Below are 22,428 nucleotides of genomic sequence, written 5' to 3' on the forward strand. Positions count from 1 at the left end.
TTAATTTTTTGAAAAAAAAATAAAAATTATTTTAAATTGATTCACCTTTTGTGTATCAGCTTATTAACACTTAATCTATGAAACATGTCTAACTCAGCACAAGCCCTGCTTCGAGAGCTGTTGCAAAGCCATTCGCCCGGTGAGCTGCTGCAGGCACTCGAATCCATCGAAAAAACAGCCTATCCCTCTGCTTTCCTCACGCACCTTATTGTGCTTCAAAGTTTTTATACGGGCGAGGCTTACCGGGAAGTGCGCGAAAAAGCAGCCCGCCTGTTCCAGAAGATAGCCCCCCGCGAGCTGCAGGACTTTTTGCGTACCGTGCCTTGGCGGGAAGAGTTTATCACAAATACCGAGATGCGCGAGCGCTATTTGCGCCACCTCACAGCCCATCCCATGATAGACAATCACACCTTGGGAAAAGCTGCACTGCACCTCTGGGGGGGCGATTTCAACTTTTATATCCGTACACGCATGCTGCAAGCCGAAGAAGTGCTGCAAGAGTATTGCCTGGGCGATATATTCTACCTCTACCACACCCCCATAGAGACACTTCCCGACGAGTTGGGCAATTTATCGAACTTACAATGCTTGCTTATACAGAAAAACAAAATCAAACAACTGCCTCAAAGTATTGGGCTGTTGCAACAACTGCGCGTCATTGATGCCTCTGAAAACGAGCTGCAAAGCTTGCCCGACAGCATTAAATATATGAAGCGGCTTCAAAGTCTTCATTTGGCACATAACCATTTGCATGTGCTTCCGCCCGAAATAGGCGAACTTCAGCAGCTGCGCAAGCTGTGTTTGAAAGACAACAAAATGCGCGTGCTGAGCTACACCATGCAATGGATGGAAAACTTGGAATACCTTGACTTGAGCCAAAACCCTAATTTGAATTTCTTCCAATCTTTTGAGTATTTAAAAAATTGCCCGCAATTAAAAGAAATCAAACTCCGCAAAAACAACTTAAACGCCCCTTTACGCAACCTGCAAGAGCTGCAACAGCTCGAAAGCATTGATTTGAGCGACAATCCCCGCTTGCCCGTTGAAGAGACCTTTGCCGCTGCCCGTCAAGGTGCTTTCGGTCGGCTCAAAGTGTTGCACCTGGAAAACACCTCCTTGCTGTCACCGGACGCCCTGCAGCCTCTGGCAGCGCGCTTACAAGTTCTGTCCGTGGCTCATAATTCGCTTGACGGCATAGACCTTGCCTTTCCGGCTTTGCTCACCCTCAATTGCGCCCACACACCCATACACCGGCTCGATAGCAACCAAATGCCCAAACTTCAACAGCTGCATGCAGGTCATACGCTTCTGCAACAAATCCCGCATTGGCCCTCGCTTCAATACCTTGCCATGGACGGCAACCAAGCATGGCTCGATGCCGGCGGCCTGCAACAGTTGCCTGCTTTGCCTGCCTTGGAAGTGCTTTCACTGAAAGAGTGCCAACTGGAAGCCCTGCCTCATTTAGATGAGTGCAACCAATTGCATAGCCTTTATTTAGACGGCTGCAGCTGTCCCAATTGGGAAACGCTTTTATTGGACATCTATGACATTGCGCACCTGCGCTGTCTTTCGCTGAATGGCGTGCAATGGCAGGAGATACCCCGGCGGTTGGCGCGTTTGCGCTTTATAGAAAGCTTGCGTCTTGAACAGCTGCCCGAAAATACCGATTGGGATAGGCTTTTCGAACTGCTGACCCACCTGCCACGCCTGCGGCACCTGTCTCTTGCCCACAACTCCGGCTTGAAACAACTCCCCCAAGCAGCGCTCAAACTTAAGCAGCTGCAATACCTCGACCTGTCATTTACCGGCATACGCCGGCTGCCGCACGAATTGAGTAAAAACAAAGAGTTGCAAAAAATAAAAATAGACGGCGTACCCAATGCATTCATCAGGCACGCCCAGCATTTTTCTTACGACTGGTTTGAATTCAGTGCTTGTGCTCAGTCAACGGACGGGCAAACAAGTCAAACTCCGCCGCATCGGTGATTTCAACCTGCACAAAATCGCCACGACGCAAGTAAATGCCCGAAGCAGGAATCAATACTTCGTTGTCCACCTCGGGCGAGTCGTACTCGGTGCGTCCAATGAAATATTCCCCTTCTTTACGGTCAATCAGCACTTTGTATTGTTGTCCGATACGGGCTTGATTCAGCTCATAGGAAATATCCTGCTGCAGCGCCATCAGGTCGGCTGCCCGCTCTTTCTTCACCTCGTCGGGCACGTCGTCTTCATAGGTATGGAAAGCGTGCGTGTCTTCTTCATGGGAATAAGTAAAGACACCCAAACGCTCAAAGCGCATATCCTCCACAAAGCGCATGAGCTCTTCAAACTCTTCTTCTGTTTCTTGCGGATAGCCTACAATCATGGTAGTACGCAGGGCAATACCGGGCACCTTGTCGCGTATTTCATGAATCAGGCGCTCGGTGCGTTCGCGCGTAATACCGCGGCGCATGCGTTGTAACACTGCCGTAGAACCATGCTGCAGCGGCATATCCAAGTATTTGCAAATATTGCTGCGCTCATTCATCACTTCGAGCACATCCATAGGGAAGCCCGCCGGATAGGCATATTGCAGGCGAATCCACTCGATGCCTTCCACATCGGACAGGCGCCGCAGCAGCTCTGCCAAGGTGCGCTTGCCATACAGGTCTATGCCGTAGTAAGTCAGGTCTTGGGCTATAAGGATAAGCTCTTTCACTCCTTTTTTAGCGAAATTTTGCGCCTGCTCTACGAGCACTTCCATGGGGCGCGACTGATGCTTGCCCCGCATCAAAGGGATGGCACAGAAAGAGCAGGGGCGATCGCAGCCCTCGGCTATCTTCAAGTAGGCATAGTGCAGCGGATTGGTTACCAGCCGTTCACCCACCAGCTCGTGTTTATAGTCTGCCTTCAGTGTTTTCAGCAAACGTGGCAGTTCATTGGTGCCAAAGAAGGCATCTACTTCCGGAATTTCTTTTTCCAAGTCTTCACGGTAACGCTGCGACAAACAGCCCGTTACATACACTTTTTCTACCAAGCCTTGCGCCTTGGCATCGGCATAGTACAAAATGGTGTTGATGGATTCTTGCTTGGCGTTGTCAATAAAGCCACAGGTATTGATAATGACCACTTCGGCTTCGCGCTCTTCTTCGTGGCTCACATCGAAACGGTTGGCTTTCAACTGTGTGAAAATCTCTTCGGAATCGACCCAGTTCTTCGAGCACCCCAGCGTGATAATATTGACTTTGTACTTTCGGTTTCCTTTGGTTTTCATAAAATCAAATATTCCTTCTCCCTGTGTTTTCTTTCGCTTGCTGTCAATAAGCAGCCTTATAGTCCACGACCAAATCCACCCGGCTCAACTCACCGGCTTTTACTTCTACCGGCTGAATATGCCCTTCCCCGTCGAAGCGGTTGGCAAACCAGCCCTCTTTTTCTTTTACAAAGAGTGAATAACGCCCGGGGGGCAAGGCTATCTCAAAGCAGCCGTTGGCATCGCTGCGCGTTTTGGCTACCGGTTTGCTGTGAATAGCTGTGTAAAAAGAACCATTTTTTTCGGTTTGTGCGTCGGTAGTCAACTCATACACATACACCTCACGTTCAATGCCTTGTGCTTTACGCTCGGGAGCATTGGGCGCCGGCATCCAGTTGCCTTCGCGCCAGAGCACCTGCCCGGCAATGCCTTCTTTGATACTAAAACGGCAACCCATACTTTCTTCGTTTTCTGCTTGTGTGGTATTCTTCTGTGCCTGGCATGCCCAAAGGCTCAACAGCAGGCAAAGGCTCAAAGACTTAAGCCGAAGTGCTTTCTTTGAAAAGAGAATCAACAAATTCATGGCGGTTAAATATTTGAAGGTCTTCTATTTTTTCTCCTACTCCAATGTATTTAATAGGGATTTTAAACTCATCGGAAATGCCGATAACCACGCCGCCTTTTGCGGTGCCGTCAAGTTTGGTAATGGCTATGGCATTGACATCGGTTACTTTGGTAAATTCGCGTGCCTGAATGACTGCATTCTGCCCGGTACTTCCGTCCAGAACGAGCAGCACTTCATGTGGTCCATCCGGAATGAGCTTTTGAATGGTGCGTTTGATTTTGCCCAGCTCATTCATCAGGTTGGTTTTGTTGTGCAGGCGTCCGGCTGTGTCTATAATCAACAGGTCGGCTTTTTCTTCAATAGCGCGTTTGGTGGCTTCGTAAGCTACCGAGGCGGGATCTTTGCCCATGCCCAGGTCCACCACCGGCACACCGGCACGCTCGCCCCACATTTTGAGCTGATCGACGGCAGCCGCCCGGAAAGTATCGGCTGCGCCCAGCATCACCTTTTTGCCCTTTTGCTTGAACTGTGCTGCCAGCTTGCCAATCGTGGTGGTTTTGCCTACTCCATTGACGCCCACCACCAGCATCACATAGGGCGTATCGCGGGGGGGCAGCTCAAAGTCGTTGAGTTCTTCGGTTTGGTTTTCGGCCAGAAGAGCGGCTATTTCTTCCCGCAGAATGCGGTTCAGCTCGGCAGTGTTCACATACTTATCGCGCTGCACACGCTCCTCTATACGGCGGATGATTTTAAGCGTAGTATCAACGCCCACATCGGCGGCAATCAAAATATTTTCCAGTTCGTCGAGTACTTCGTCATCTACTTTCGATTTGCCCACAATGGCCCGCCCCAGACGGGAAAAGAAATTCTGCTTGGTTTTTTCCAAGCCTTTGTCGAGGGCTTCTTTTTTTTCTTTCGAGAAAAATCCGAAGAGTTTTTTCACGGCTTTCAGTGTTTAGTTGGCTCTAATATAACAAAAAAAGCCCGCTTAAAGGGCTTTCTTTTCTTGAACATGCCTATGTGATGACGGCTTATTTTTTGTTGATAACCTCTTTTACCATCACTACGGGAACAATTTCTTCTTTAAAGGTGTAAGCTCCTGTTTTGGGAGACTTCACAGCCTTTACCACCTTGGCGTAACCGGCCTCGGCGTCTTTTTTTCTAAGGGTTGCAACTACCTTCTTTGCCATGATTGTCTATTTTTTAAGATTCTTTTGTAAACAGAAATAAGCACTACTTAACCTCGCGGTGCAGGGTGTAACGCTTGAGAATGGGGTTGTACTTGCGCAGTTCCAAACGGTTGGGCGTGTTACGACGGTTTTTGGTCGTAATATAACGCGAAGTACCGGGCATGCCCGATGCTTTGTGCTCTGTACATTCTAATATCACCTGTACGCGGTTTCCTTTTGCCTTTTTAGCCATTGTCTTCTATCTTTTGATATATTGTGAATTGGACGGCAAATTTAAAAAAATTTTTTTGTATTCAAAACGATATCTGCATGATTTTCATGCTTTCTGTTTGAATCACTCTCCTTTAATGGCTCGAATCTCGTTTTCGAGCTGCTCCGCTTCCTGTATTTGCTGTTCCCATTGCACGGTAACGGCTGCAATTTCGTCTTTGAGTTGGGCGTAGCGCTGCTGCACAGCCACCACTTGCCCGGGCTCGTCATAGAAACCGGCTTGTGCCATCTGTTGCTCCATTTGCTGCTGCTCTTCTTCAAGAGCTATCAAGCGGGCTTCCAACTGTTCTATGGCCTTCTGGCAGCGACGCCACTCACGCTGCAGCTCTTTGAGCCGTTGGCGCCGCTCTTGATTAGACGACAAGGACGCCTCTTTCTTCTGTGCTGCGGCTGCCTCTTGAGCACTCACCAGTGCACGCTGCCACTCTTCGGCATACCACTCTTCAAATTCTTGGTAAGTGCCCAAGAACTCTTTGATTTTACCGTTGTCTATATACCACACTTTGTTGGCAATGGCTTGCAAGAAATGACGGTCGTGTGATACTGCCACATAAGAGCCTTCATAGTCTTGCAGGGCATCTATCAACACATTGACGGACGGAATATCCAAGTGGTTGGTGGGTTCGTCGAGCAACAGCAGGTTGGCTTCCGACGACAACACCTTGGCTAATGCCACGCGTGCGCGCTCTCCGCCCGACAGCACCGATATTTTCTTGAACACATCGTCGCCATGAAAGAGAAAACCGCCCATCAGGCTGCGCAAATAGCTCTCTGTCTTTTGGGGGCAACTGCTCACCATCTCGCCCAGAATATCGTTGTTCAGGTTCAAAGCTTCAATCTGATGCTGTGCATAGTAGGCAATATCGACCTGATGCCCCACCTCCCGTATGCCTTCGTGCGGCTCGGTGCCTGCCAAGATGCGCAGCAGGGTGGATTTGCCCTTACCGTTGGCACCAATCAAAGCAATGCGGTCGCCACGATATACGGTAGCATCGGTGTTTTCGAGCAACCGTAGGTCACCAAAACGCTTGCTCACTTGTTTAAGCCGTACCAACTCTTTGCCGGGCATGCGGGCTATAGGGAATTTCAGACGCATGGTTTCCTGCTCACTTTCGGGCAGCTCGATGCGCTCCATGCGCTCCAGCATCTTGATTTTCGATTGCACTTGCCGCGCCTTGGTGGCTTTTGCCCGGAAGCGTTCGATGAAACGCTCGGTCTGTTTTATTTTTTCCTGTTGGTTTTCATAAGCCGCTATCTGCAAAGCGCGCCGCGTTTCTTTTTCTTTTTCGTAAAAATCGTAGTTGCCCTCATAAACTTCCAGTGCCCCTTGGCGCACTTCTACGATGCGGCTTACCAAACGATTCAAAAAATAACGGTCGTGCGATACTACCAGAATAGCCCCCGGATATTGCAACAGATATTGCTCCAGCCATTGAATGGAAGGTAAGTCCAAGTGGTTGGTAGGCTCATCGAGCATCAAAAGGGAAGGTTTTTGTAAAAGCAGCTTGGCAAGCATCACACGCATGCGCCACCCGCCCGAAAAAACAGACAGAGGGCGCTGCAAGTCTTCGGTTTTAAAGCCCAAGCCTTCCAAAATGGCTTCTGCCTGTGCCGGCAAGCGGTAGCCGTCCATGGCTTCGAAACGGGCCTGCAGCTGTGTGAGCTCATGCACCTTCGCTTCGCTGTATGAATCGGCAAGCTCTTGCGTCAGTTGTTTGATGCGCGCTTCTATTTGCCACACTTCGGCAAAAGCCTCCAAAGCCACCTCGCGTATGGGCTTATGGCTTTCAAGCGAAAGCATGTCTTGATTCAAAAACCCAATGGTATAATCGGCCGGCTTGGTAATGCTGCCTTCGGCCGGCATGTACTCACCGGCTATCAGACGCAAAAGTGTGGATTTTCCCGCACCATTCACACCAATCAAGCCAATGCGATCGCGCTCGCCCACATGCAACGACACTTTGTCGAAAAGCACACGGTCGCCAATGTAGTAACTAAGGTTTTGAATATTGAGCATAAGTTGTCAAAAATATATTCACGGGGAAATGCCCGGGGCATTCCGTCTGCAAATATAGTAAGAATCAACGGGCTGCCCGTTCAGCGCACAATAGCCAACCTTCCCATGGCTTGTATGGTACCGGCATCGTCCGAGGCAAAAATCAGATAAACGCCGGTTGGTGCCGGCTCTCCGTTCAAGCTGCGGGTATCCCAAACGAAAGTGCCACCGGCTGCTCGCCCTTCATAGATGAGCGCCCCCCGCACATTGACTATTTTCACCCATGCATTGCGGGCTAAGCCTTGCACAGCTACCTGCCCTCCGAAGCCCGGACGCACGGGATTGGGAAACACACGCAACGCCTCGAAGCGATTCCCGGCAGCGGTTACCCCCTCACGAAAAGAGCAAAGACCGGCAGCGGTCAAGAAAAATACTTCGCCCGTGCTTTCAAACAAAACCATGCGGCGCACCTCATCATCAAGTAAGGGGCTGTTGCTGCTTTGAAAGCGATAAATCAAACGGTCAATGTTTTCATCGAATACAAAAACCCCCTGTTCGGTACTCATCCATTTCCGGTTGGCGGGGTCTATCATAATATCAAGCACCCGCTGGTCGTTGAGCAACTGAAAGTTTTCGAAAATAGGGAAAGAAACTTCGAAAGAAGGACTAAATACTTCCAACGTATTGAAAACAGTCATTACCCCATCGGCAGACCCTATCCACACGATGCCTGCGTAATCCACTGCCAGCGAAAGTATTTGCGAATTGGTCAGCTTGGCGTTCGAAGCCGTCAGATGCTTTTGCTGCCCGGCGGCAGGGTCCAGCACCCACAGCCCGCCGGCAAGGGTGGGGTCTAAGCGCACCCACAAGTAACCGTTGAAGTCTTCGACTATTTCCAAAGGAAAGCGTGCGGCGCTATTGAACGAGAAAGATTGCCACTGCCCTGTTTCGCGCACCCACACATGCAGGGAAGGTTCTCCTGAAGGCGGATTGTACTGCGCCACCCACATGTTGCCCTGTGTGTCGGCATAAATATCACTGACAAAGAGATTTTGGTCGCCAAAAAAAGGCGTCGAAGGTGTCATTTCATCAATTACACGGAAGGTGCCATCGGCTGCCCGAACCAAAATGCCATTGCCGAAAGAAGCAAACCAATATTCCTGTGTGAAAGGATTATAGGCAACATCTACAAGGTCGTAAAGAAAAGGGATGCTTTCGGCTTGTGGATGGTCAGCAGAGGAATTTTTCCACTTCCCTTGGCTGAATTCATAAAAAGCTGCCGGCAAAAGCCGTGGCTGGCGGTTGTTGTCATACCCGCCGGCAGTCAGCAGCAAGCTGTTTTGTGCATAACAGGCACCTTGCGTGTTGAGCTGCAACGGTCCTGCAGAAGCATAAGCCTGCCATACCCCTTCGCGGTTACTTAACAGCCCGGTACGCCCATCGGCTGCATACAGCTGCCCTTGCGTACCGGCAGCCAAGGCTTTGATTTGTATAAACAGTTCTTCACTAAGTGTTTGCTGCACATTGCCTGCGGCATCCAGCGCATACAGTTTGTTGGAAGAAGCCACCCACAATGTGGTATTGGTTGCAGCCATGTCGTTCAGTACAGTAGGCAAGCCACTTAACTGTGTCCAGGTGGCTCCATCATAAACATACACGCCCTGCCCTTCCATCAGGGCAAACAGTTTTCCTTGAAAAGCAAGCAAACGCAGCGCTTTTGTGGCAGGCAATCCATCGGCAAGCGTGAAATAGGTCCACTGATTGAAATCCTGAAGATTGGCTTGCAGGGGGGCACGGGCTATGCCCTCGTCTGTGGCTATCCACGCACTGTCGCGGGCAAACAACAAATCATATACAGCTACCCGGTTGCCCGAGCTGCCTAAGTTCTCCCACGATTCATTCAGCAAAGCGGTAGCCGGGTCAATCACCCACACACCTTCTTGAGCAGTGGCATACAGCTTGGTGTCCGTAATGGTCAGGCGCTGAAAATGAAGCGTCTGTTCCAACGGCAGCTTGATTGTTTTTACCTCTATGTGCCCCTTGTCTATTTGCAGCCTGTCGAGACGCCCGTTGGTATAGGCAATAAAAAAACTGCCGGAAGTGGCATGATAAACCATAGCTGCAGCCCGGTTGCCTGAAAGTCCGTCCAAGGTAGAAAGCACCATGCCTTCACCGGTTTCATCCATAAAATAAATACCTGCCCGGGCGGCATAGAGCACCTGTCCTGCGCCTGCAGCCACAGTTACCCCTTCACGCAAAGGGAAATGAAAGCGCCAAGTGCCCACGGGAATGTCGCCTTGCGCAGGGCAAACCCATGGTATTAGCGCCAGCAAGCCTGACAAGTACAAACGGAAGTATTTACTCACTGTGAATAATGCATGCTTCATGGCTCTATGTTTTTTTAATGCCGCTGCCGGCGCCCTACCAAAAGACTGCTGTTGCCGTCGCGCCAATGATAGCCATAAGGGAAGCCCAGGGCAGGCGGCTGAAGTGAATCATACAAAGCTTCCAAGTCGGTTTGATAGGTGTACTTGCCAAAGTCGCGGATGGGGCGGGCGTATTTTCCGTACAACGAAATTTTCCAGTCTTTTCGCTTGCTCCACTCTGCCCAGCGTAAGCCCGTATCGTCTTGTACAATGGCGCTACATTCATCCAGCAAAAGGCTTTTTACCGTTTCAAACCCCGGATTGAACAAGACATAAGAAGCCGCTTTCATGTAGGCAATTTTATTGGGCTGCTGTTTTACGAAAGCCACCCACGCCGGCTTCTTCTGTAAGCTTTTATCCGACAAATCCACGCCAAAGTAATAGACGGTTTGGGCATAGGCTCTTTCCGGATGCTTAAAAGACACTTTCACACCCAAGGGGCGGCGGTCGTCCGGGCGTTCCCGGTGCGGCACCGTGCGCAGGCTGTCATTTTCCAAATAAACATCTTCCACATGCAGAATATCATTGCCTTGCCGCACCAAGAAAAGCACAAGCAAAGGCAACACACCCTGCGCCGAACGGTAGAGATCCGAGCTCATATAACTGGTGATAAAATAGTTACGCACAAACAGGTCTTCCAGTGCCCGCTCTACATCTTGAAAATAGCGGCAATAGAAGGTTTCGGAGCGTCCCATGTAGTCATCGGGTAAGTAGCCGGGGCGCTCCAAGCCCACCAGTACATAAGTGCGGCAGGCAGGAAACAACACCTGTGCGTTCAATATATCAGGACCACTAAACGGATAAAATAAAGTACCTTCATGACGGTGCAAGTCCGCCACCTGCTGCTTTGCCCACTGTTGCAAGGGCATCAGATATGTGGTGTTCAGCTGCTGCCAACGGGCATCCATCGTTTCAATGGCAGTTTGCACACAAGGCAGGCCGGCAATGGCACGTGCCGAATCGTTTTGCACGCGCTGCGGCATGGCTGCCAGCAGGGCGGCAAAATCGTGGTATCTCTTACCTGCTGCCGAAGGCTCAAAAACGGGCAGCTCAGGTGCGGTCATCCGGGCGGCTGCTTCTTGGGCGCCTTCTTCCGCCTTGCGCTCATCGGTGGCGCTATTGCATCCTAAACAGCCAAGCAAAGCTATGAATAGTAAGTTGTAAAATTTCATATATCCTGTTTTGTAAAGTTAAAACTCCCATGTCCCTTTTGCCAAGGGCGCTTTTTTCAGGGAATATAATGACAAAAAAACACAATTTTATTGCACGGGTCTGCCTTTTTCTCTAAAAGAAGCGTATTTTTATACTGAATGGCTTAGTTTTGGCTTATTAAATCATCATAAAAACATCCTCATTAGCAATGAATTATCCTGCTCATTTTAAACTTCTTGTATTCATCGTTTGCCTGCTTCCGGGCAGTTTGCACCCCGCTTTTGCACAAAAAAGACAAAAGAAAACGCACATTACGGTTCCGGCTATCTATAAAGTGGATACAGACCAAGACCAAGTGCCGGACGTAAGGGATCAGTGCCCGGGCACCCCTTTGGGCGTTGAAGTCAACCAATTTGGTTGCCCCCCTGACACCGACGGCGACGGTGTTTTCGACTATGAAGACGAATGCGTAACGGTGCCCGGACCCGCCGAAAACAAAGGATGCCCATGGGGCGACAAAGACGGCGACGGCATCACCGATAACCTCGACCGCTGCCCCGACGTGCCGGGCATCAAGCAATACTATGGTTGCCCGCCCCCGGACCGCGACAATGACGGCGTCATTGACCCACAAGACCGTTGCCCCGACACCCCGGGCGTCATCGAAAACCAAGGCTGCCCCGAAGTGGTCACCAAAGAAGAAAGAGAGCTGCTCGAAAAAGCCAGCAAAGTAGAGTTCGAATATGGCAAGTGGACCATCCTGCCCAAATGGTATCCCGTTTTGAATGAAGTGGCCAAAATCATGTTCAAATACCCGGATGCCTACCTGCTCATTGAAGGGCATACCGATGCCATAGGCTCGGAAGAAGACAACCAAATCCTGTCGGAAAACCGTGCGGCAGCCGTGCGCGAGTATCTTATCAACCAGGGTGTGGAGCCTTTCCGCATCGAGAGTGTGGGTTATGGCGAATCGCAACCCATAGACACCAACGACACACCCGAAGGACGCCAGCGCAACCGCCGCGTGAAAATGACGATTTACTATAAGGAATAAAGCCCTGTTCTTTATCTACAAATCGCCCCTCTGATGTGGTAAAAAACCGCCGGGGGGCGATTTTTTTATTTCTAATACTTTTTCATCTAATCCCAAATACGAAAAACAGGCAGCTGCACACTAATTAGCGAACCATAACGGTTCAACGAAAAAGAGGTGGACTGTCCGCCCCAATCTACGGAAGTGCTCAGGTGGGTAGGTGTATAAACACGATACATTATGTTCACGCCCGCATACCGTATTTGTACTCCCCACAGCCATTGAACACTTTTGAAAGGCGATGCTTTCACCACACCGCGAAAAAGCTCATCCACTGCCATGCGTCCCCCACCAAAATAGCTGTTTTTTCGCAAGTCAATGATTTTGGTTTTACTGAAAGAAATGCCTCCCAAAATCCTTACCTCTATATTCTTATGCAAAGCGGGGAGTCGCCAAGTAGGAATGAGTTCATATCTGCTACTCTGCGCCCTAAGAATTCCTGTAAACCAAGGTGGTTGCAGCTTGATTTGTCCGGGCAGATAGTGGTAATAATCATAAGGCTCAGGTATGATTCCGCCGTACAACGAAGGGTCCACTTGCCACTGAAAACTGGGGTGAATCCCCCTTGCCGCATCGTAATAGCTCGCTATTGACAATGGCAAGGAAAAAAAATGCCCCCTGTAAAAGGAAAACATTACCCCCCAGCTGCTATGAGGGTGGTTATAATGCCCGTAAACTCCCAAAGCACCATAACTGCCCCCATCTCCCTCAGACAGCACAAAGACACCCCGGCGATCGATTGCCACCGCTTGCCGGGGTGTTTGTAGAATATTCTGCCCAAACTCTATACCCCATACCAGACGTTGGGCTTTGCAGCCCAAGCTTATCAACAATAATAACAAGACTGCTTTTCTACTCACACATCCGTCAGTTTTGAAGCTATAGCATATGGTGGCATAGCATATTCAACCATCATTTCTTTTTCAAAGGCAAACTGAAGCTTAGCACGAACTGCCACCCACGCAAACGCGCGTCAAGATTCTGCTGCTTGCCTCTAAAGTCAATGGTTCCCAGCCACGGGTTTAAGCCATAAGTATATTCCCAGTGAATTCCCATATACCCCCTGCGATAAGCAATACCTCCGGTAAGGAAATAGTTTGCAGGTAAAGCAGCCCGCTTCAAGGCACCGGACAGCTCGGTATTTTCGAATGTGCGCCAATTGTGAGCAACCAGCGACATACCCCCATACAGCTGCAGGCTGCCGGCACTGGAAAAAGAAAAATTTCTACCTACAAATGCATCCATACCATAAGAAAATGAATAGATACTGCCACGATATTGTATGGTAAAATTTGCGCTATCGCTTGCAAAAAGCTTTGCACTGCTTCCTCTAAGGTAGCCCCTTGCCTGCAAAAAGACATTTTCATTCAGCTCGTATTCTACCATACCTCCAATTATGGACGTTCCATAAGGGGAGATACTCTTAAACCACGGCTGTTCTCCGCTATTCATGGATAGCCCGTAGCGGTTCAGTCTCAATAAATCGCCAAAGTTGAGACTTGTATGCACACCTACACGCCATTTTCCGGTATTTTCCTGCCCCTTTACTTGGCATGTACCAAAAACCACTAATAGTGCAGCAATCAAAACTCCATATGATGTTCTCATGACTGTAAATAATTAAGTTATTGTGGCTGATAAATATAGAACTCTAAAAGATCGGTAGAATACTTAGTGCCTTGAGAGCGAATATCATCACAATATTCCACAATAGCTCCTCCTATGTAATCATCGTAAGCATGAGTAATATAAGTAGCAGGTTGTAACGTAAGATCTATGTATCCAGGCCACACATTATATTCCGATTCTTCACCACCATCAATTTCAAACCACTCGTAATAAACAGCCGGACCATAGGCATTCCAGTTCCAATACAAAGTCTGAATTCCCGCATTATACCATTTCACCGAACAGTCAGCAAACCCCAAGAAGCGACATTCCTTAAAGTATTTTTGGGGAATACGCTTAGCTACTACACGATACTCAACCTTAGTACTACCAGGTTTTACGTAAGCAATAAGTATCTCAAACTCAAGCTTACCTTCAAAGAAATCCCAATTATCAGGCTCTATTCCTGCTACCTTTCGCAGAGCCTCCATACTTTTGAACTTGACATTTCCTATATAATCTGGAGTCACATTACTACGTCCATCTCTTGGACAGCTTGGATTCGACACAGGAGGATAAGGTGTGCTGCCTCCACCCGGGGTGCTGCCTCCACCCGGGGTGCTGCCTCCACCACCACAAGTAAAGCTTACATCATAATAAGCATCTCTAGATACATACAAGTAAGATGCATCTTCATGAATAGCCACACTACGAAGCATTTCCTCACAAGGTGCAATACGGCTGTTGCTACTTTGAAAACCCTCTTTTCTTACAGCTATAACCCACTCACTTTCAGAAACTAACACAATAGGTTGCTCTTCTACATCTTCTCTCTCCAATTCGTAGTAGTTTCCTTTGTAATCAAAAGCGGGAATTGTATTTCTATTCCTATCAGAAGGCATATAAGCAACAACAAGTGGCTGGTTGCTGCTATCCCAACTTTTTGCATTAACTGCTTCATTGACTTCCGGCACTGATATTTGTAAAAGGGGATAATTAGCAATTATAATTATCAATATCAATCTCATTATTGGTAGCATACAACTTTGCTAACCGTTTAGCATGTTTGCCAGACAAAATTTCGCCCAATGTCAGTAGTTTCGTTCCTTTTCCTGAAGAATGGGAATATAAGCGGTCTTTAAGATGCTTAGCAATTAAAAACTCAAAGTCACCTCCCTCCTGTTTATTAACAAGTGAATGAATATATACCCTGACTTCAGGCTCCCCCATAGAAATTGCCAAATTAAATGCAATCTTTCTTTTTACATCATCGGGAGCTACAAAAATTTCACTGACAACAGGTGCCCTACTTGGTAGAACTTCTATTTTGTCTACTTCTTTGCAGCTACTAGTTAATAAAAAAAGTAGAGTAGAGATTGATTTTCATATTTTTACTTATTTTAGTTTACCAGTTGCAAATATATAAAAAGACAAGCTAAAAACAATTTTTTTGTTAAAAAACTTCTGCAATTCTTACACATCTTACCCTTGTGCCCTCCCTTTATTTTACTCTTTGTAAATGAAGTTGTTTAAAGTTTCCTGAGTAAAATTACGGTAAAAGCCAATAACCACAAGGACTTCCAAGTTTCATTTTTGGTTTCAAAACGAATCAAAATCGCCTTGAAAGCGTCTAACCAAGCATTGGTTCTTTCAATAACAAATCTATATTTGTAAAGCAAGGGGGCAAAGACATACTTTCCTTGTTTATTTTTTGATTTTCTGCCATTCTCTGCAATATTGGCGATGATTTCACGACTACTGCAAAGCTTGCGAAATTTCCGTGTGTCAAAACCTGCATCCGCATTCAGAAACAGCCCTTGTACCGGAACGGACGATTTTGCTGACATTTGTAGCATACTGTTGAAATGCTCATTTAACTTGTATGCATCATGATGGTTTCCTGCCATTGGCCGACTGACAGCCAATGGAATACCTTGACTGTCGGTGAGCAATAACATGTTGGTTGTTTTGCTTTTTTTACGCCCTTGATAGCCTACCGATTCGCCTCCTCTTTTAGCCGGTGTACGGGTGCCGTCTATTTGTATACAAGATAAATCCAAGCTGCCCGCATGCTTGCCTACCGGCTTATTCCATACTTTTTGCCGGCTGCCGTCCATGCTCCATTTACGATAATGGTAATACACGCTTTGCCAACTGTATTTCACCCTGAAAAACTGTTTTACCGGCAATTCCCGCCATTGACAGCCCGTCTTTAAACGATATGGTATCGCACTGACAATTTGCCAAGCTTGAACTTTTGCATTATTCTTCCTGCCGAACGTTCAATGCGGGCAAATCTCTTTTTTATTATATCTTTGTTCAATACCATGCTTTTTTGAGCGAATACTATTTATTTCTTTCTTCTTTACAAAAAGAAAGTTATAAGTATTCGCTCTTTTTTATTTTTTAACTTTAAACAACCTTAATAAAAAAAGACAGGCTATGAACCTGTCTTCTCTTTTTTAAGAGAGGAAACGTGTATTTATCTGTTTATTTCGGACTAAACGTAATGGGGCGGGTTACTTCCACCTTTACCGGTTTGCCGTCTTTTTTGCCGGGCTTCCAAGCCGGTGCTTCCCGAATCAGGCGCAACGCTTCCGCATCGCAGCTTTCACACAAACCACGGACTATCTGGGGGTTGGTGAGCTTCCCGTTCTCATCCACTATAAACTTCACCACCACACGCCCGGTGATATTCTTTTGCTTTGCCTCTTCGGGGTAGCGCAAGTTTTTTTCTATGTAATCGTAAAAAGCTTTCAAACCACCGACGGGCTCCGGCTGCTCATCTACTATGGTATATACCTCTTGTGCATAAGTGGCATTCAAATTGCCCATTACAATACCTGATAGCAGCCATAATACCAATTTTAATCGTTTCATTTCGTTATATTGTTGATGGTTCAACCCTAAGATAACAAAAACCTTTCCAAAATGCTCAATGCCAAAAAGTTCTTACCGGCAGTGCTTTGTTTCTGCTTGTTGACGGGCAACAGCCGTGCCCAAATACCGTTTCGCCACGCCTCCTACATCATGGGCAACGACACCTTGCCCTACCGCATCTATGTGCCCGGCACACTGCCCGATGCCCCCCTGCCACTCCTGATATTTTTGCATGGTGCCGGCTCCCGTGGTAAAGACAATGAACGTCACCTCACACACTTCCGACAAGCTGCCGAATACATTCAAAAACATTACCCTTGTGTGATTTTGGCGCCCCAATGCCCCAAAGACAAACGATGGGTGGAAGTTGACTGGAGTCTGCCGTCTCATCAAATGCCCGGCGAGCCTTCCCACCCCTTAGCTATGAGCATGCACTTGCTCGATTCCCTCGTACGTGTCTTGCCCATAGACACTGCCCGGCTTTACATTACCGGTTTGTCTATGGGGGGATACGGCACCTGGGACTGGATTCAGCGCCAACCCGGACGCTTTGCGGCAGCCGTGCCTGTCTGCGGCGGGGGCGACACCACCCGCGCCGCTTCTCTGCGGCACCTTCCCATCTGGATTTTTCACGGGGCACTCGACAGGGTGGTGCCGGTCAGCCGCTCACGCGATATGTACCGGGCACTTCAAAAAGCAGGCAACGGACAGGTGCGCTATAGCGAATACCCCGATGTATATCACGACAGCTGGAAACGGGCATATGCCACCCCTGAACTGTGGCAGTGGTTATTTTCCCAAACTAAGAACGCAGCTGCCAAGCATTAGGGTAGTAGTTGTTGTAACGATGCCCCAACGATTTCACCCAGCCCAAATTACGTCCTTCATAGCGAATGGCATACCAACCGTTCTTTTTGGGAAGAACAAAATTCTGCATGGGCTGCTTACGCAAGAACTGCAGGGCGTCGTCGAAGCCCACCTCTATGGCCGGCACCCGCGCGCTCAAGGCAGGCGAATAGGCTAAATAAGGATGCGGATTGAAGGTGCCTTTGAGCAGCTGTCCAAAAGGCACGCCCACCTGTTTTATATTCAGGTGTTGACTCAATAAATCCAGCTCGGCTGCCTCCCACTCTACGGGCGTAAGCGTCAGCGTGTCTTTGATGTCAGGCATATGCCACAACTGCCAACGCTCCGGTGTGGCCGTCCATTCCTGCAAGAGCGATGCATGGGACTTGCCTGCCTTGGTCCATACCTTCTGTTTGGCTTTCTTGTAAGAAGAAATGCGTTTGCTCCTTTTCTGCAGCACCGAAAGAAAGAACCCCTCCCCTTCTGTTTGGTGTGGAAAGAAGCGGTAGGCATACAAAGGTCTGCCGCCCGGCGTTTTTTCTTCCACCGCCACAATGCCGCTTCCTTCGGGCAGCTGCAAAGGCACGCTCACCATGTCCAGCTCATCTAAAAAGTAGTGCAGGTTGTGCTCGTTTTCTTCCCGGTTGAAAGTACAGGTACTGTATATCAAAAAGCCTCCCTGCCGCAAGGCAGGTAAAATATCTTCCACAATTTCTTTTTGCAGCGCAGCGCACTGCAAGGGCAGTTTGGGACTCCATCGCTCACGCGCTTCCATGTCTTTGCGAAACATGCCCTCGCCGGAACAAGGCACATCGGCCGCCAGCACATCTATCCACTCGGTTATCTTGCCAAACGAAGCGGCTTCGTCGTGCGTAATGATACACTGCTCGCTGCCCCAACGGTTCATGTTTTCAACCAATATGCCGATGCGGTTGGACATGATTTCGTTGCTTATGAGCTTGTCGCCTGCATGCAGCAAAGAAGCCAAATGCGTGCTTTTCCCCCCCGGCGCGGCACACAAATCAACCAGTGTCAGCGGACGTGCCTCTTGGCGGCGCAAAAAGTCCAAAATACGCCCTGCTGCATACCCCACAAACATAGAAGCAGCTTCCTGCACGTAATAAGCCCCTGCCCAAAAGTAAGGGTCATGGGCAAAGAAGGGGCGGGCAGACAAATAACGCCCCCATGCACACCAGGGCACCGCCGGCAGCTCATCAAACAGCCCCTTCCCTTTCACCGGGTGCAAACGCACCGACGTCGGCGGCTTGCCATCCAAGGCTTGCAGCAGCGCCCTGCGCTCCGTTTGCAAAGGCAAGGCGCTCTCCAACAACTCTTCAAATCCGGCAGGTAACGGGCTTTTTTCGGACGTATGCATAGCAGTGCGCTGAGTTAAAAGATTTCCTGAATACGCAAAACTACTTATATTTGCTAATTGTAACAGCATGTTTCAGCAAACGGAAACTTATGGTCCGGCACCAGAAAATTCATTTTATTGCTATTGGCGGCAGCATTATGCACAGCTTAGCCATTGAACTGAAACGACAAGGTTGGGAGGTCAGCGGTTCAGATGATGATATATTCGAGCCTTCACGCAGCCGCTTGGCAGCTCATGAGCTGCTCCCCGAAAAAGAAGGCTGGTTTCCCGAGCGTGTGCATAACGGACTGGATGCCGTCATCGTAGGCATGCATGCCAAAGCCGACAACCCCGAATTGCAGAAAGCGCAGACACTGGGTATCCCCGTGTACTCTTTCCCTGAATTCATTTACCGTTTTGCCGAAGACAAACAGCGCATTGTCGTTGCCGGCAGCCATGGCAAAACCACCATCACCTCCATGATTATGCATGTGCTCCATCACTATGGGCGCAGCTTCGATTATGTGGTAGGTGCCAAGGTGGAAGGCTTCGAAAACAACCTGCGGCTGTCGGAAGAAGCCCCGGTGATTGTCATCGAAGGCGACGAATACCCGGCCGCTGTTTTCAGCCCCGAACCTAAGTTCTGTTATTATCACCCCCATATTACCGTTATAAGCGGCATTGCATGGGACCACGCCAACGTGTATCCCGAAGAAGCGGTATATGTGCAGCAATTCGAAAAGCTTGCCGATCTGGGCAGCGTAAAAGCCGGCAGCATTGTTTACAACAAAGAAGACGCACGTCTGAGCCGCATAGTAGAGGGCAAAGAGCGCCCCGACGTGAGCCTGATTGCCTATGAAACGCACCCCTACCGCGTGCAGAACGGGCGCTATGAACTCAAACTGCCCGATAAGTGCTATCTGCCCGTGGAAGTGTTCGGCAAGCACAATATGGCAAACATAGCTGCTGCCAAGGCGGTGTGTTTGCGTATTGGCATCACGGAAGATATGTTTTACGAAGCCATCCGCAGCTTCAAAGGTGCCCAACGCCGCCTGCAGCTTATCAGTGAAAACGGCTCTGTGTCGGTATTCAGTGACTTTGCCCATGCCCCTTCGAAAGTGCGGGCAAGCATTGCTGCCGTCAAAGAGCGCAACCCCGACAGACGCCTGCTTGCCTGTCTTGAACTGCACTCATACAGCAGCTTGAACCAAGCCTTTCTGCCGCAATATGCCGACAGTATGAAAGCAGCCGAAGTGCGTGTGGTGTATTTCAACCCCAAAAAACTCAAACAAAAAGGGCTGCCCGACTTGCAGGCAGACACCATACGGCGTGCTTTCAATGACCCCGACTTGCATGTGTTCGACGATAGCCAAGCCATGCAGGCATTCATTGAAAAGCATGTGGAACCCGGCATGAACGTGCTGCTGATGAGCTCGGGCAATTTCGACAACCTGGATTTACAGGCCGTCGGGCAAAAACTCTGCATCAACTCTTAAAAAAACAACCGCTGCCATGTTGCACCTTAAACTGAAAAAACCGCTTGTCTTCTTCGATCTGGAAACTACGGGCTTGGATATCGTACGCGACCGCATCATAGAATATGCCTTTGTGAAAGTACACCCCAACGGCAAAGAAGAGAGCATGAGCGGGCGGCTCAATCCGGAAACGCCCATTCCCATAGAATCCAGCATGGTGCATGGCATCTACGACGAAGACGTAGCCGGACAACCTACCTTCAAGCAAATAGCCAAAACCCTGGCGCAATTTCTCGAAGGCTGCGACCTGGCAGGTTTCAATATTGCCCGCTTCGATATTCCCATTCTGGTGGAAGAGTTTTTGCGGGCAGGTGTGGATTTCTCGCTGAACAACCGGCACATAGTCGATGCGCAACGCATTTTCCACCTCATGGAACCGCGCACCCTCTCGGCGGCTTACCGCTTCTATTGTGGTGAAGAGCTTGAAGATGCCCACTCTGCCGAAGCCGATGCGCGTGCCACCTTGGCCGTGCTCGATGCCCAAGTGCGCCGCTACGAGGGCAAGAAGATGAAGGATAAAAATGGCAAAGAGTTTATTCCCGTAAAAAATGATGTGAAAAGCCTGCACGAGCTGTCGAACATGCGGCGGGTCGATCTTGCCGGGCGCTTCGTTTACAACGACAAGGGCGAAGAAGTGTTTAACTTTGGCAAATACAAAGGGCAAAGCATCCTGGAAGTACTTAAAAAGGACCCCGGCTATTACTCTTGGTTCATGGATGCCGATTTCCCGCTTGAAAGCAAGCAAAAACTGACCGAAATCAAGCTTAGAGCCGCCATGATCGGCAAGTTATAGAACTGCCTTCCTGAGTCAGCTATGAATGTATAACGCTATGAATCAATCAATGAAAGAATCGCACTTGCGCAGCTTGGTGAAAGGCATCAGCTGGCGTATTGCCGGCACCATGGACACCATCTTTGTGTCTTACCTCATCACCGGCAAAGCCACCTATGCCTTCAGCATAGGTGCCGTGGAACTCATCACCAAAATCTTTCTTTATTACCTGCACGAGCGTGCTTGGGCGCAGGTCAAATGGGGGTGGGTGCCGGCAGAAGAGCGCCCCAAAAAAAGTGCCTAAACTGCGCTTTTGTGCTGTTCCAGCACCTTGGCGTAGTACTGCTCATAAAGCGGCACAATGCGCTCCAGGCTAAATATTTCGGCGCGCTGTCTTGCCTGACGCCGGAAGCGTGCAAGCAGCTCGTCATCGCGCAACAGCTGCAAGGTATGGCGCGTCATGCTTTCCACATCACCCACCGGGCTTACAAAGCCGGTTTTGCCATGCTCATTCAATTCGGGCAGCCCGCCTGCATTGGATGAAACCACCGGCACTTCGCAAGCCATGGCCTCCAGAGCAGCCAAGCCGAAGCTCTCTTTCTCGGAAGGCATCAAAAACACATCGGCAACCGACAACACCTCTTCCACAGCCTCCAATTTGCCCAAAAAGCGCACATCGTTGCATATCTTCAACTCGCGGCAACGCTTTTCGGCATGGCTCCGTTCGGGACCATCGCCTATCAGCAACAACTTAACGGGTATTTCTTGACGCACCCGGTAAAACACTTCAATGACATCATGCACACGTTTCACCTTACGAAAGTTGGAAGTGTGCACCAGTAATTTTTCACCCTGTGGGCAGATGGCTTTCCGGAAATGCTCTTTTTGCTGACGCCTGAAGCGCTGCAGGTCAATGAAGTTGGGAATGACTTCTATTTCGCGCCGTATGTCGAAAAAAGACATGGTTTCGTCGCGCAGATGCTTCGACACGGCCGTAACCCCATCGGACTGGTTGATGCTGAAAGCCACCACCGGAGCATAGGATGGCTCTTTGCCTACAAGGGTAATGTCGGTACCATGTAGTGTAGTGATGAAAGGCACATAAACGCCCTTGTCAAGCAAAATTTGGCGCGCCATGTAAGCTGCCGACGCATGGGGAATGGCATAGTGTACGTGCAGCAAGTCCAAATCGAAGCGCTCGGCTATATCGACCATCTGGCTTGCCAAGGCTATCTCATAAGGCGGGTATTGAAAGAGCGGGTAATTGGGCACATGCACTTCATGATAAAACAAATGCTCATTGAAAAAGTCGAGCCTTGCCGGTTGTGTATAAGTAATAAAATGCACGTCGTGCTCTCTTTGTGCCAAGGCTTTGCCCAACTCGGTGGCCACAACACCACTGCCACCAAAGGTCGGATAACACACTATGCCTATTTTCATGCGCTTTTTAAGATAGGTGATACTTGTTTGAACAAAACATGCATTGCCCCTGAATGGTTCTAAGGCGAT

General features: G+C 49.1%; 20 protein-coding genes and 1 pseudogene. 6 read left to right on the plus strand and 15 right to left on the minus strand.

Annotated elements, in window-relative coordinates:
- Nucleotides 1-84 precede the first annotated feature (84 nt).
- The gene (locus QVE43_RS07495) at nucleotides 85-1,986 is read left to right on the plus strand and encodes a leucine-rich repeat domain-containing protein (protein ID WP_288005683.1); all 1,902 of its coding nucleotides are present in this window, start codon (nucleotides 85-87) and stop codon (nucleotides 1,984-1,986) included.
- Here QVE43_RS07495 and rimO read toward each other — a convergent pair.
- The 8 genes from rimO to QVE43_RS07535 form a co-directional block, all read right to left on the minus strand.
- Complete coding sequence (rimO, locus tag QVE43_RS07500; protein ID WP_038028420.1) at nucleotides 1,928-3,253, minus strand: 30S ribosomal protein S12 methylthiotransferase RimO; 1,326 nt, start codon at nucleotides 3,251-3,253, stop codon at nucleotides 1,928-1,930. The two genes, QVE43_RS07495 and rimO, sit on opposite strands and share 59 nt — an antisense overlap.
- Before the next feature lie 43 nt (nucleotides 3,254-3,296).
- Complete coding sequence (locus QVE43_RS07505; RefSeq protein WP_288005686.1) at nucleotides 3,297-3,815, minus strand: carboxypeptidase-like regulatory domain-containing protein; 519 nt, start codon at nucleotides 3,813-3,815, stop codon at nucleotides 3,297-3,299.
- Nucleotides 3,772-4,740, minus strand: coding sequence for a signal recognition particle-docking protein FtsY (gene ftsY, locus QVE43_RS07510; protein ID WP_288005688.1), 969 nt, complete (start codon nucleotides 4,738-4,740; stop codon nucleotides 3,772-3,774). Before ftsY ends, QVE43_RS07505 begins: the two co-directional genes overlap by 44 nt.
- Nucleotides 4,741-4,828: 88 nt before the next feature.
- A complete protein-coding gene (locus tag QVE43_RS07515; protein ID WP_071837408.1) occupies nucleotides 4,829-4,987 on the minus strand; it encodes a DUF4295 domain-containing protein in 159 nt (52 codons plus the stop codon).
- A 43-nt stretch (nucleotides 4,988-5,030) separates the two neighbouring features.
- Nucleotides 5,031-5,219 carry a 50S ribosomal protein L33 gene (rpmG, locus tag QVE43_RS07520; RefSeq protein WP_288005693.1) on the minus strand — a complete coding sequence of 63 codons (189 nt, stop codon included), beginning with the start codon at nucleotides 5,217-5,219 and terminating at the stop codon, nucleotides 5,031-5,033.
- A 102-nt stretch (nucleotides 5,220-5,321) separates the two neighbouring features.
- Nucleotides 5,322-7,274 carry an ABC-F family ATP-binding cassette domain-containing protein gene (locus tag QVE43_RS07525; RefSeq protein ID WP_288005695.1) on the minus strand — a complete coding sequence of 651 codons (1,953 nt, stop codon included), beginning with the start codon at nucleotides 7,272-7,274 and terminating at the stop codon, nucleotides 5,322-5,324.
- An 80-nt stretch (nucleotides 7,275-7,354) separates the two neighbouring features.
- Nucleotides 7,355-9,640, minus strand: a complete 2,286-nt coding sequence (locus tag QVE43_RS07530; RefSeq protein WP_288005698.1) for a hypothetical protein — start codon at nucleotides 9,638-9,640, stop codon at nucleotides 7,355-7,357.
- 14 nt (nucleotides 9,641-9,654) lie between these two features.
- Nucleotides 9,655-10,851, minus strand: a complete 1,197-nt coding sequence (locus QVE43_RS07535) for a hypothetical protein (protein WP_288005701.1) — start codon at nucleotides 10,849-10,851, stop codon at nucleotides 9,655-9,657.
- Between the two features lie 188 nt (nucleotides 10,852-11,039).
- Between QVE43_RS07535 and QVE43_RS07540 the strand changes: the two genes are divergently transcribed.
- Complete coding sequence (locus QVE43_RS07540) at nucleotides 11,040-11,885, plus strand: OmpA family protein (protein ID WP_288005704.1); 846 nt, start codon at nucleotides 11,040-11,042, stop codon at nucleotides 11,883-11,885.
- Nucleotides 11,886-11,971: 86 nt separating this feature from the next.
- Here QVE43_RS07540 and QVE43_RS07545 read toward each other — a convergent pair whose 3' ends face one another.
- The 5 genes and pseudogenes from QVE43_RS07545 to QVE43_RS07565 form a co-directional block, all read right to left on the minus strand.
- A complete protein-coding gene (locus tag QVE43_RS07545) occupies nucleotides 11,972-12,784 on the minus strand; it encodes a hypothetical protein (protein ID WP_288005708.1) in 813 nt (270 codons plus the stop codon).
- A gap of 52 nt (nucleotides 12,785-12,836) precedes the next feature.
- Nucleotides 12,837-13,532 (minus strand): hypothetical protein, encoded by a 696-nt coding sequence (locus QVE43_RS07550; RefSeq protein WP_288005711.1) that lies wholly within the window; start codon nucleotides 13,530-13,532, stop codon nucleotides 12,837-12,839.
- Between the two features lie 17 nt (nucleotides 13,533-13,549).
- Complete coding sequence (locus tag QVE43_RS07555) at nucleotides 13,550-14,560, minus strand: hypothetical protein (protein WP_288005713.1); 1,011 nt, start codon at nucleotides 14,558-14,560, stop codon at nucleotides 13,550-13,552.
- Between the two features lie 501 nt (nucleotides 14,561-15,061).
- A pseudogene (locus QVE43_RS07560) lies at nucleotides 15,062-15,790 on the minus strand (IS5 family transposase); the annotation flags it as partial.
- 232 nt (nucleotides 15,791-16,022) lie between these two features.
- Nucleotides 16,023-16,412, minus strand: coding sequence for an energy transducer TonB (locus tag QVE43_RS07565; protein ID WP_051632974.1), 390 nt, complete (start codon nucleotides 16,410-16,412; stop codon nucleotides 16,023-16,025).
- 51 nt (nucleotides 16,413-16,463) lie between these two features.
- On the opposite strand from QVE43_RS07565, the gene QVE43_RS07570 reads away from it, so the two are divergent.
- A complete protein-coding gene (locus QVE43_RS07570; protein WP_038028408.1) occupies nucleotides 16,464-17,240 on the plus strand; it encodes a dienelactone hydrolase family protein in 777 nt (258 codons plus the stop codon).
- On the opposite strand, the gene QVE43_RS07575 is transcribed toward QVE43_RS07570, so the two are convergent.
- Nucleotides 17,215-18,633, minus strand: a complete 1,419-nt coding sequence (locus QVE43_RS07575) for a hypothetical protein (RefSeq protein ID WP_288005719.1) — start codon at nucleotides 18,631-18,633, stop codon at nucleotides 17,215-17,217. The genes QVE43_RS07570 and QVE43_RS07575 overlap by 26 nt on opposite strands.
- Nucleotides 18,634-18,722: 89 nt before the next feature.
- On the opposite strand from QVE43_RS07575, the gene murC reads away from it, so the two are divergent.
- The 3 genes from murC to QVE43_RS07590 are packed head-to-tail and all read left to right on the plus strand — an operon-like array spanning nucleotide 18,723 to nucleotide 21,223.
- Entirely contained in the window at nucleotides 18,723-20,108 is a 1,386-nt protein-coding gene (gene murC, locus QVE43_RS07580) for a UDP-N-acetylmuramate--L-alanine ligase (protein WP_288005722.1), read from the plus strand.
- Between the two features lie 16 nt (nucleotides 20,109-20,124).
- Entirely contained in the window at nucleotides 20,125-20,940 is an 816-nt protein-coding gene (locus QVE43_RS07585) for a 3'-5' exonuclease (protein WP_288005724.1), read from the plus strand.
- A gap of 49 nt (nucleotides 20,941-20,989) precedes the next feature.
- On the plus strand, nucleotides 20,990-21,223 hold the full coding sequence (locus QVE43_RS07590) for a DUF2061 domain-containing protein (RefSeq protein WP_288005727.1): 234 nt from the start codon (nucleotides 20,990-20,992) through the stop codon (nucleotides 21,221-21,223).
- Here QVE43_RS07590 and bshA read toward each other — a convergent pair.
- Nucleotides 21,220-22,359, minus strand: coding sequence for an N-acetyl-alpha-D-glucosaminyl L-malate synthase BshA (gene bshA, locus QVE43_RS07595; protein WP_288005729.1), 1,140 nt, complete (start codon nucleotides 22,357-22,359; stop codon nucleotides 21,220-21,222). The two genes, QVE43_RS07590 and bshA, sit on opposite strands and share 4 nt — an antisense overlap.
- Nucleotides 22,360-22,428 lie beyond the last annotated feature (69 nt).

This window comes from Thermonema sp. (assembly GCF_026003375.1).
Taxonomy (GTDB): domain Bacteria; phylum Bacteroidota; class Bacteroidia; order Cytophagales; family Thermonemataceae; genus Thermonema; species Thermonema rossianum.

Excerpts from the sequence above, each read along its gene's own strand:
- QVE43_RS07495 (WP_288005683.1), top strand. The coding sequence starts at position 85 with ATGTCTAACTCAGCACAAGCCCTGCTTCGAGAGCTGTTGCAAAGCCAT.
- rimO (WP_038028420.1), bottom strand. The coding sequence starts at position 3,253 with ATGAAAACCAAAGGAAACCGAAAGTACAAAGTCAATATTATCACGCTG.
- QVE43_RS07505 (WP_288005686.1), bottom strand. The coding sequence starts at position 3,815 with ATGAATTTGTTGATTCTCTTTTCAAAGAAAGCACTTCGGCTTAAGTCT.
- QVE43_RS07515 (WP_071837408.1), bottom strand. The coding sequence starts at position 4,987 with ATGGCAAAGAAGGTAGTTGCAACCCTTAGAAAAAAAGACGCCGAGGCC.
- rpmG (WP_288005693.1), bottom strand. The coding sequence starts at position 5,219 with ATGGCTAAAAAGGCAAAAGGAAACCGCGTACAGGTGATATTAGAATGT.
- QVE43_RS07525 (WP_288005695.1), bottom strand. The coding sequence starts at position 7,274 with ATGCTCAATATTCAAAACCTTAGTTACTACATTGGCGACCGTGTGCTT.
- QVE43_RS07530 (WP_288005698.1), bottom strand. The coding sequence starts at position 9,640 with ATGAAGCATGCATTATTCACAGTGAGTAAATACTTCCGTTTGTACTTG.
- QVE43_RS07535 (WP_288005701.1), bottom strand. The coding sequence starts at position 10,851 with ATGAAATTTTACAACTTACTATTCATAGCTTTGCTTGGCTGTTTAGGA.
- QVE43_RS07540 (WP_288005704.1), top strand. The coding sequence starts at position 11,040 with ATGAATTATCCTGCTCATTTTAAACTTCTTGTATTCATCGTTTGCCTG.
- QVE43_RS07550 (WP_288005711.1), bottom strand. The coding sequence starts at position 13,532 with ATGAGAACATCATATGGAGTTTTGATTGCTGCACTATTAGTGGTTTTT.
- QVE43_RS07555 (WP_288005713.1), bottom strand. The coding sequence starts at position 14,560 with ATGAGATTGATATTGATAATTATAATTGCTAATTATCCCCTTTTACAA.
- QVE43_RS07565 (WP_051632974.1), bottom strand. The coding sequence starts at position 16,412 with ATGAAACGATTAAAATTGGTATTATGGCTGCTATCAGGTATTGTAATG.
- QVE43_RS07570 (WP_038028408.1), top strand. The coding sequence starts at position 16,464 with ATGCTCAATGCCAAAAAGTTCTTACCGGCAGTGCTTTGTTTCTGCTTG.
- QVE43_RS07575 (WP_288005719.1), bottom strand. The coding sequence starts at position 18,633 with ATGCATACGTCCGAAAAAAGCCCGTTACCTGCCGGATTTGAAGAGTTG.
- murC (WP_288005722.1), top strand. The coding sequence starts at position 18,723 with ATGGTCCGGCACCAGAAAATTCATTTTATTGCTATTGGCGGCAGCATT.
- QVE43_RS07585 (WP_288005724.1), top strand. The coding sequence starts at position 20,125 with ATGTTGCACCTTAAACTGAAAAAACCGCTTGTCTTCTTCGATCTGGAA.
- QVE43_RS07590 (WP_288005727.1), top strand. The coding sequence starts at position 20,990 with ATGAAAGAATCGCACTTGCGCAGCTTGGTGAAAGGCATCAGCTGGCGT.
- bshA (WP_288005729.1), bottom strand. The coding sequence starts at position 22,359 with ATGAAAATAGGCATAGTGTGTTATCCGACCTTTGGTGGCAGTGGTGTT.